Source organism: Streptococcus sp. CF8_St5-11, assembly GCF_024295625.1.
In the GTDB taxonomy this organism is placed as follows: Bacteria; Bacillota; Bacilli; order Lactobacillales; family Streptococcaceae; genus Streptococcus.
In genome coordinates this window covers 1-747 of the sequence record NZ_JANCOJ010000013.1, presented here as the reverse complement: position 1 = coordinate 747, position 747 = coordinate 1, and the positions used below count along the sequence as shown (strand labels likewise).

General features: G+C 50.2%; 8 tRNA genes. All 8 read left to right on the top strand.

The features are described from left to right. The 8 genes from NMM13_RS10070 (at position 1) to NMM13_RS10035 (ending at position 739) form a co-directional block, all read left to right on the top strand. A tRNA-Asp gene (locus NMM13_RS10070) sits at positions 1-73 on the top strand. Between the two features lie 24 nt (positions 74-97). Next, positions 98-170: transfer RNA gene (locus NMM13_RS10065), tRNA-Lys, on the top strand. Between the two features lie 6 nt (positions 171-176). Then, a tRNA-Leu gene (locus NMM13_RS10060) sits at positions 177-258 on the top strand. Positions 259-275: 17 nt separating this feature from the next. Next, positions 276-348, top strand: a tRNA-Thr gene (locus tag NMM13_RS10055). Between the two features lie 23 nt (positions 349-371). Further along, positions 372-443: transfer RNA gene (locus tag NMM13_RS10050), tRNA-Gly, on the top strand. 7 nt (positions 444-450) lie between these two features. Beyond that, a tRNA-Leu gene (locus NMM13_RS10045) sits at positions 451-536 on the top strand. A 19-nt stretch (positions 537-555) separates the two neighbouring features. Further along, positions 556-629 (top strand) — tRNA-Arg (locus NMM13_RS10040). A gap of 36 nt (positions 630-665) precedes the next feature. After that, positions 666-739: transfer RNA gene (locus NMM13_RS10035), tRNA-Arg, on the top strand. The last annotated feature ends 8 nt before the right edge of the window (positions 740-747 follow it).

Below are 747 nucleotides of genomic sequence, written 5' to 3'. Positions count from 1 at the left end.
GGTCCCGTAGTGTAGCGGTTATCACGTCGCCCTGTCACGGCGAAGATCGCGGGTTCGATTCCCGTCGGGACCGTTAAAATAATGAAAATTATTTTAAGACTCGTTAGCTCAGTTGGTAGAGCAATTGACTTTTAATCAATGGGTCACTGGTTCGAGCCCAGTACGGGTCATATTTTGCGGGTTTGGCGGAATTGGCAGACGCACCAGATTTAGGATCTGGCGCTTTACGGCGTGGGGGTTCAAGTCCCTTAACCCGCATAAGAGAATAATAATGAGCCGGCTTAGCTCAGTTGGTAGAGCATCTGATTTGTAATCAGAGGGTCGCGTGTTCAAGTCATGTAGCCGGCATTTTTTTATATAAAGAAAGCAATGCGAACGTAGTTCAGTGGTAGAACACCACCTTGCCAAGGTGGGGGTCGCGGGTTCGAATCCCGTCGTTCGCTTGAGGAGGCCGGGGTGGCGGAACTGGCAGACGCACAGGACTTAAAATCCTGCGATTGGTAACGATCGTACCGGTTCGATTCCGGTCCTCGGCATAGACAAAGGTTGAAAGAAGCACCCTTAGCTCAACTGGATAGAGTACCTGACTACGAATCAGGCGGTTAGAGGTTCGACTCCTCTAGGGTGCATGGTCGCAAGGCTATGTAATAATTGAATAGGAACGAGCACCCTTAGCTCAACTGGATAGAGTACCTGACTACGAATCAGGCGGTTAGAGGTTCGACTCCTCTAGGGTGCATAAAGCGG